Origin of the sequence: Streptomyces sp. HD (genome assembly GCF_028369295.1) — a bacterium.
In the GTDB taxonomy this organism is placed as follows: Bacteria; Actinomycetota; Actinomycetes; order Streptomycetales; family Streptomycetaceae; genus Streptomyces.
In genome coordinates this window covers 1-8837 of sequence record NZ_JAQMYP010000113.1, presented here as the reverse complement: position 1 = coordinate 8837, position 8837 = coordinate 1, and the positions used below count along the sequence as shown (strand labels likewise).

Annotated in this window: 2 protein-coding genes; both read right to left on the bottom strand. The window is 72.4% G+C overall.

What is annotated here, in order from left to right; genetic code table 11:
• Positions 1 to 6227, bottom strand: a 6227-nt coding sequence (locus POF73_RS45310; RefSeq protein ID WP_272125387.1) for a type I polyketide synthase, incomplete at its 3' end; no start/stop codon positions are given.
• A gap of 191 nt (positions 6228 to 6418) precedes the next feature.
• Positions 6419 to 8837 (bottom strand): SDR family NAD(P)-dependent oxidoreductase (locus POF73_RS45305; RefSeq protein ID WP_272125386.1); only part of this gene is annotated, 2419 nt, incomplete at its 5' end.

Genomic DNA, 8837 nt, shown 5'->3' with positions numbered 1-8837 from the left:
TCACCCGCAGCATCATCCACATACGACGCCAACCGGCCCGCCTGACCGGCAAGCCCGTCCCCACCACGACCCGACACCACCCACGGCACCACACCACCAGCCGCAAACACCAGCCCAGCGGCACCGTCAGGCTCCGGCTCGGACTCGATCGGCGGCTCCTCCAGCACCACATGCGCATTGGTGCCGCTCACCCCGAACGAGGACACACCCGCCCGGCGCGGACGCCCCTCGACCTCCGGCCACTGCACGGCCTCCGTCAGCAGCGACACCGCCCCCGCCGACCAGTCGACATGCGGAGTCGGCTCATCGACGTGCAGCGTCTGCGGAAGGACACCGTGTTGCAGCGCCAGCACCATCTTCATCACGCCGCCGACACCGGACGCGGCCTGCGTGTGACCGATGTTGGACTTCAACGAGCCCAACCACAAAGGCCGTTCGGGATCCCTGCCCTGCCCGTAGGTCGCCAGCAGCGCCTGCGCCTCGATCGGGTCACCGAGGGTCGTCCCGGTGCCGTGTGCTTCCACCGCGTCCACGTCGGCGGCGGACAGTCCGGCCTTGGTGAGGGCCGCCCGGATGACCTGCTGCTGCGCGGGACCGCTGGGGGCGCTGAGGCCGTTGCTCGCACCGTCCTGGTTGAGGGCGGTGGAGCGGATCACCGCCAGTACGGGGTGGCCGTTGCGCCGGGCGTCGGAGAGCCGTTCCAGGAGCAGCATGCCCGCGCCCTCGGCGAGGCCCATGCCGTCGGCGGCCTTGGCGAACGCCTTGGAGCGGCCGTCCTTGGCGACGCCCCGGGTGCGGGCGAAGCCGATGAAGCCGATGGGCTCGACCATCACGGCGACGCCGCCCGCGAGGGCCATGGAGCACTCGCCGGAGCGCAGTGCCTGGACGGCCATGTGCAGTGCGACCAGGGACGAGGAGCAGGCCGTGTCGATGGTCACCGCGCTGCCCTTGAGGCCGAGGGTGTAGGCGATACGGCCGGACAGGACGCTGGTGGCGCTGCCGGTGACGATGTGGCCCTCGACGCCCTCGGGCAGGTTGTCGAGGCCGCCGAAGCCCTGGTTGGCGGCGCCGACGAACACGCCGACAGGGGTGCCACGCAGCGCGTCCGGGACGAGGCCGGCCTGTTCCAGCGCTTCCCAGGAGGTCTCCAGCAGCAGTCGCTGCTGCGGGTCCATGGCGACGGCCTCGCGCGGCGAGATGCCGAAGAAGCCGGCGTCGAAGTCGCCCGCGTCGTGCACGAAGCCGCCTTCGCGGGCGTAGCAGGTGCCCTCACGGTCCGGGTCGGGGTCGTAGAGGGCGTCGAGGTCCCAGGCACGGTCGTCGGGGAAGGCGTCGATGACGTCGCGGCCCTCGGCGAGGATCTGCCACAGCTCTTCGGGGCTGTTGGCACCGCCGGGGTAGCGGCAGCTCATGGAGACGATGACGATCGGGTCGTCGTCCGCGGCGGGCCCGCCGGCCGGAGTCACGGCTGTGACCGGAACGGGAAGGGCGGCGGAGTCGCCGACCAGTTCCTCGCGGACGTGGCGGGCCAGGGCGATGACCGTGGGCCGGTCGAAGATCACGGTGACGGGCAGGCGCAGTCCGGTAGCGGCGTTGAGCCGGTTGCGCAGCTCGACGGAGGTCAGCGAGTCGAAGCCCAACTCCCGGAAAGCTCGCCCGACTTCGACGCTGTTCGGGCTGCTGTGTCCGAGTACTCCGGCGACCTGGGCACGTACCAGGTCCAGTACGGTCCGGTCCTGTTCGTCTGCGGTCATGCCCCGCAGCCGGGAGACCAGACCGGTGCTCGCCGCGTCCGGTGTGTGCCGACGGTGGCGGTCCTCCTCGGCGCGCAGCAGCTCGGCGACTTCCGGCACTTCGGTGAGCAGGGGGCGGGGGCGGGCCGCGGTGAAGACGGGGACGAATCGTTCCCAGTCGATGTCGGCCACGGCGATGAAGCACTCGTCGCGGTCGAGGACCTGCTGCATGGCCGTGACCGCGAGGGCCGGGTCCATGAACGGGATGCCGCGCCAGCGCAGTTGCTCCTGGACGATGTCGAGGGCCATGCCGCCGCCCTCGTCGCTCCAGATGCCCCAGGCGATCGACGTACCGGCCAGGCCGCGGGCCCGCCGGTGCTCGGCGACGGCGTCGGCGTAGGCGTTGGCCGCCGCGTAGGCGCCGTGGTCGCCGCTGCCCCAGACACCGGCGACGGAGGAGAAGACGACAAAGGCGTCGAGCCGGTCGTCACAGAAGAGCGCGTCGAGGTTGGCGACGCCCGACAGCTTGGCCTCGGCTCCGTCGGCGAATTCCTGGAGCGTCGTGGTGGCCAGCGGGATGAGGATGCCGACGCCCGCGGTGTGCACGACGGTGCGGATCGGCGGCCCGTCGGCCTCGACCTGCTCGACGAGCGCGGCCAGCGCGTCCCGGTCGGCGATGTCGCAGGAGGCGATGGTGACGCGGGCGCCCAGCTCGCGCAGCTCGGCCTCCAGTTCGGCCGCGCCGGGTGCGTCCGCACCGCGGCGGCTGACCAGGACCAGGTGCTCGGTTCCGTTGCGGGCGAGCCAGCGGGCCGTGTGGCCGCCGAGACCACCGGTGCCGCCGGTGATCAGTGCGGTGCCGCGCGAGGTCCAGGCGCGCTGTCCGCCGCCCATGGCCCCGCCGGGGGTACGGGCGAGACGGCGGATCAGGGTGCCGGTCCGGCGGATGGCGATCTGGTCCTCGGCGCGGTCGTCGGCGAGGATCCCGCACAACCGGGAGGCGGTGCGCTCGTCGGGCGCCTGAGGAAGGTCGACGAGGCCGCCCCAGAACTCGGGGTGCTCCAGCGCCGCGACCCGGCCCATGCCCCAGGTGCCGTTCTGCACGGGGTTGCGCAGCGGGTCGCTGTCGCCGGTCGTGACGGCTCCGCTGGTGGCCAGCCACAGCGGGGCTCGTACGCCGGTGTCACCGCACGCCTGGACCAGCGCCAGCCCGGCCACCAGGCCGGCCGCGAGTCCCGGCTGCTCGGGGTGCGGGTGCTCGTCGAGCGCGAGGAAGGAGAGCACACCGCTGAACTGGCCGGCGTCGACGCCGCTGTGCCGGGCCGCTTCGGTCAGCAGGGCGGCCAGCCGCTCCCGGTCGGTGTCGGAGGAGTCGACGAACAGGGGCACGGTCTGCGCGCCGTGCGTGGCGAGCCCGTCCAGGCAGACGCTGATGAGTTCCGTGCCCGCCTGGCTCGCCGGGACGACGACCAGCCACGTGCCGTCGAGGGTGACGGCGGTGGGATCGGCCGTCGGCCGCCAAGCGATGCGGTAGCGCCAGGAGTCGATGGTGGACGCGGCACGGCGGCCCCGGCGCCAGGCCGACAGCACGGGCAGCGCCTGGGCCAGCGCCTCCTGCCCAGTGTCCTCGACGACGTCGAGCGTGCCGGTCAGTGCCTGGAGATCCTGCCCCTCCACGGCCGCCCAGAACTCGGCGTCCACCGGGTCCTCTGCACCTCCGGTCGCCGCGGCGAGCTGCGGAGCGTCGGGCTCGAACCAGTACGGGCGGTGCTGGAAGGCATAGGTGGGGAGGGAGAGCGTGCGGGCGTCGTGTCCGGCCAGGACCGTGGTCCAGTCGACCGGGATGCCGCGCACCCACGCCTCGGCCAGCGAGGTCAGGAAACGGGGGGCATCGCCCTTGTTGCGGCGCAGGCTGCCCACCACCACCGCGTCCGGGGCGGCCTCCTGCACCGCCATACCCAGCACCGGGTGCGAGCTGACCTCCACGAACGCGGAGTATCCCTGCTCGACCAGACCCTGCACGGCGTCCGCGAACCGCACCCGCTGACGCAGATTGCGATACCAGTACCCGCCGTCCAGACCGGCGGTGTCGATGAGTTCGGCCTCGGTCGTGGAGAAGAACGGCACCTCACCCGAACGCGGGACCACCGGTGCGAGGACCTCGGCCAGCTCGGCCTCGATGGCCTCCACGTGCCTCGTGTGGGAGGCGTAGTCCACCGGGATACGACGCGCCCGGATCTCCCCCGCCTCGCAGTGCGCCATCAGCTCATCCAGCGCATCCGCATCCCCGGCCACCACCACCGAACCCGGACCGTTGACCGCAGCAATGTCGATGCGGCCCGCCCAAGCCGTCAGCAACTCCTCAACATCCGCGAGCGGCAGCGGGACGGACACCATGCCACCGCGGCCGGCGATGGCCCGGATCGCCTTGGACCGCAGCGCCACCACCCGCGCCCCGTCCTCCAACGACAGACCACCCGCCACCACCGCGGCAGCAATCTCCCCCTGCGAATGCCCCACCACCACCGACGGCTGAACCCCGCAAGCACGCCACAGCGCCGCCAGCGACACCATCACCGCCCACGACACCGGCTGCACCACATCCACACCGGCCAGGTCACTACCGCCCCGCACGACCTCGCCCAGCGACCACTCCACATGAGGAGCAAGAGCGGCCTCACACGCCTCCATCGACGCCGCGAACACCGGCGACGCATCCCACAACTGACGCCCCATACCGGCCCACTGCGCCCCCTGACCCGGAAACACGAAGACGGGACCGTCGGGAACCACGTCGAAGCTCCCGGTCACCGCTCCGGAAGCCGCGTTCCCGGAGGCCAACGCGCCGAGGGCGTCGACGAGTTCACCCTGCTCGGCGCCCAGCACCACGGCACGGTTCTCGAACGCCGCCCGAGTGGCGGCCAGCGACCAGGCCACGTCCACCGGCCGTACGTCCTCACCGGCCGACTCCACGAATGACGCCAACCGTCCCGCCTGACCGGCAAGCCCGTCCCCGCCACGACCCGACACCACCCACGGCACCACGCCAACCTCGGCGAACACCGGTGCAGCGGTGTCGTCGGTGGAGCGCGGTTCCTCCGTCTCGGGGTCGAGCTCAGGGGCCTGCTCGAGGATCACATGGGCGTTGGTGCCGCTGCCGCCGAAGGAGGACACGCCCACGCGGCGCGGACGGCCGGTTTCGGGCCACTCCTGGTTCTCCGTGAGGAGCTCGACCGCGCCGGAGGACCAGTCGACGTGCGGCGTCGGCTCGTCCAGGTGCAGCAGTCTCGGCAGGACTCCGTGACGCATGGCGGACACCATTTTGATGACGCTTGCGACACCCGAACTGGCCTGGAGATGCCCGATGTTGGCCTTCAGCGACCCCACCCGCAGGGGCTCTTCGCGGTCCTGGCCGTAGGCGGCGATCACGGCCTGTGCCTCGATCGGGTCGCCGAGGGTGGTCCCGGTGCCGTGCGCCTCGACCACGTCCACGAGGTCCGCCGTCAGACGGGCGTTGGCCAGCGCGGCACGGATGACACGTTCCTGCGAAGGCCCGTTGGGCGCGGTCAGACCATTGCTCGCACCGTCCTGGTTGATCGCCGAACCGCGCACCACCGCCAGCACGGGGTGACCGTTGCGCCGCGCGTCCGACAACCGCTCCAGCAGCAACACACCCACACCCTCACCCCAGCCGGTGCCGTCCGCACCCGCCGCGAACGGCTTGCACCGACCGTCCGGCGCAAGCCCCCGCTGCCTGCTGAACTCCACGAAGTTCCGGGGCGTGGCCATGACCGTGGCGCCGGCGGCGAGGGCGAGGCCGCACTCGTCCTGGCGCAGGGCCTGGACGGCGAGGTGCAGCGCCACCAGCGACGAGGAGCACATGGTGTCGACGGTGACGGCGGGGCCCTCGAAGCCAAGGGTGTAGGCGATCCGGCCGGACAGCACCGCACCGGAGCCGCCCGTCAGCATGTGTCCCTCGACGCGGTCCCGGGCCCGAGCGGCCGCGGCGCCGTAGCCCTGGTCGCTGCTGCCGACGAAGACGCCCGCCTTCTCGCCACGCAGGGTGCCCGGCTCGATTCCGGCCCGCTCCAGGGCCTCCCAGGAGGTCTCCAGCAGCAGTCGCTGCTGCGGGTCCATCATCGTCGCCTCGCGCGGCGAGATGCCGAAGAAGGCGGGGTCGAACTCAGCCGCGTCGTACAGGAACGAGCCGGAGCGGGTGTAGCTCGTGCCCTGGTGCTCCGGGTCGGGGTGGTACAGCCCATCGAGGTCCCAGCCGCGGTCGGCGGGCAGTTCGGAGACGGTGTCGACGCCCGCCGTGAGCAACTCCCAGAAGTCCTCGGGCGTGTGGGCGTTGCCGGGGAAGCGGCAGCTCATCGAGACGATGGCGATGGGCTCCTGCTGGCGGGCCTCGACGTCCTGAAGGCGACGGCGGGTCTGCCGCAAGTCGGTGGTAACCAGCTTGAGGTAGTCGCGGAGCTTGTCCTCGTTGGCCATGAACGTCATCAGTCCCTAGAGCAGGCCCGAAGGCTTGGAGTCACCCGTACGGCGTTGGCAACGGGCAGGTCGGACAGGGTTGGTGGTGCGGTGCGGATGGCGATGGTGCGAAGGGGATCGGAGGGGAACGGAGGAGGCCGGACGGGCCGGTTGTTGGGGGGGGGAGCCGGCCCGTCCGGCGGTCTGGCGGGCTAGTTGAGACCGAGTTCCTTGTCGATCAGGTCGAACATCTCGTCGTCGGAGACGGTCCCGAGAAGTTCGTCGTCGGCGTCGCCGCCGCCCTCAGGTTTCTCGACCGGGCTGTCGGACAACCGCCACAGCAGCGCTTGCAACCGGGTGGTGATCCTGGCGCGGGAGACGTCGTCGGAGGGGTCGAGCGCGACGACGGCCGCTTCCAGCTCGTCGAGTGACGCGAGTTCCCCTCCACCGGCCGGTTCCGCGTCCGGGACCAGTTCGGACAGCAGCCGTTCACCGAGGGCCGCCGGGGTGGGATGGTCGAAGACCAGGGTGGCGGGCAGGCTCAGTCCGGTGACTTCCTTCAGCCGGTTACGCAACTCCACCGCGGTCAGGGAGTCGAAACCGAGGTCGCGGAAGGCGTGGTCGGGGCCGATGGCACCGGTCCCGTCATGGCCGAGGACCGCCGCGACCTGCGTACGGACGAGCTGGAGCACGGTCCGTGTCTGCTCGGCCCGGCCGGCGCCGGTCAGTTGGCCTGCGAAAGACTGCGCCCGACCGGGCACCGGCCCGGCATCGGCGCCGTCCCCGGACGCACCGGCGCGGGCCTGCTCCGCGTGGAGGAGGCGGACCTCCGGAATCTCGTCGAAGAGACGACGGCGGCGGGCAGCCGAATACGTCGCCGCGAACCGGTCCCAGATGACGTCGGCCACGACCAGGAACGTCTCGTCATGCGCGAGGGCCTGCTGTACGGCGCCCACGGCCACCTCGGGATCCATGGTGGGCACGCCGTAGCGACGCAGCCGGTCGCCCTCGGCCTCGTGGACCATGCCGCCGCCGGCCCAGGCACCCCAGGCGATGGAGGTGGCCACCCGGCCGCGGCTGCGGCGCCACTCGGCGAACGCGTCGAGGTAGGCGTTGGCGGCCGCGTATCCGGAGTGGCCGCCGTCGCCCCAGACGCCCGCGCCCGACGAGAACAGGACGAAGGCCTCCAGCGGACGGTCGGCGAGCAGCGCGTCGAGATGGACGGCACCCGCGATCTTCGCGCCCGCCACGTCATGCAGGTCGGCGAGGTCCGTGTCCCCGATCGCGACGGCCGGCGGCTCGATGCCCGCCGCGTGCACCACGGCGTTGACCGGTGCGTCCTCCGGCACCTCCGACAGCAGTGCGGCCAGGGCATCCCGGTCGGTGATGTCGCACGCGGCGACGGTGACGCGGGCGCCGAGAGCGGTCAGTTCCGCCTCCAGTTCGGCCGCACCGGGCGCGTCCGGGCCTCGGCGGCCGACCAGCAGCAGATGCTCGGCACCGGTCGCGGCCAGCCGCCGGGCGAGATGCGCGCCGAGGGCCCCGGTGCCGCCGGTGATGAGCGTCGTACCCGGGAAACCGGCTGTACGGGGCTCGCCCGCCTCGGCGTCGACCGGCCGGCGGACCATGCGGCGTACGTACAGTCCGTCCCCGCGTACGGCGAACTGGTCCTCGTCCTCGTCGCCCGCCAGGCCCGCGAAGAACCGGTCCCAGGTGCGCGGGTCGAGCTCCGCGGCCGAGTCGCCCGGTGCGGGGTGATCGGCGGGTGCGGGGAGGTCGATGAGACCGCCCCACCGCTGGGGGTCGTCGAGTCCGTAGACCCGTCCCAGACCCCAGACTGCCGCCTGCTCCGGCACCGGGCCGGCGGCGGGCTGCGCGGCGGGGCCGGGCACGGTGACCGCTCCCTGGGTGACCGTCCACAGCGGTGCCTCCGCCTCCGCGTCCGTGAGCGCCTGCATGAGCAGAAGGGTCGCCGTGACGACCCCGGGAACGACGGAGGTCGGAGACTCGTCGGCAGAGCGCGGGGTGGCGGGGGCGAGCGGCAGCAGGTTGAGTACGCCGCCCGTGAGCGGGTTCCCTTCGAAGGCTTCACGGAGGCGGTCCGCGAGTGCCGTCCGATCCTCCCGCGTCACGTCGAGGACGAGCGTGACGACGTCTTCGACCTCCTTGCGCCCGCGCAGCCGCTCGACCAACTCCTGGGCGGTTCCCTCAACGGTGCCGTCGGCACCGGGCACCACGACCAGCCAGTGCGACGGCAACAGGCCCGGCCCGGCCACCGAAGCACCGGCCGGCTGCCATGTCACGGTGTAACGCCAGGAGTCCAGCACGGCGCTCTCCCGCTTGCGCCGACGCCACTCGGCCAGCACGGGCAGCACCGGCTCCACCGTGGCCAATGCCCCGCGCCGCTCGGGCGCCAGATCGAGCGTATCGCCGAGGGCCTCCAGGTCCTCGCGCTCGACCGCCTCCCAGAAGCGGGCGTCCACGTCGTCGGCCGAGGGGCCTGCGGATGCGCCGTGGGGGGCGGGCTCGGGGAGGTCGAGCCAGTAGCGGCGGTGCTGGAAGGCGTAGGTGGGGAGGGAGAGCGTGCGGGCGTCGTGTCCGGCCAGGACCGTGGTCCAGTCGACCGGGATG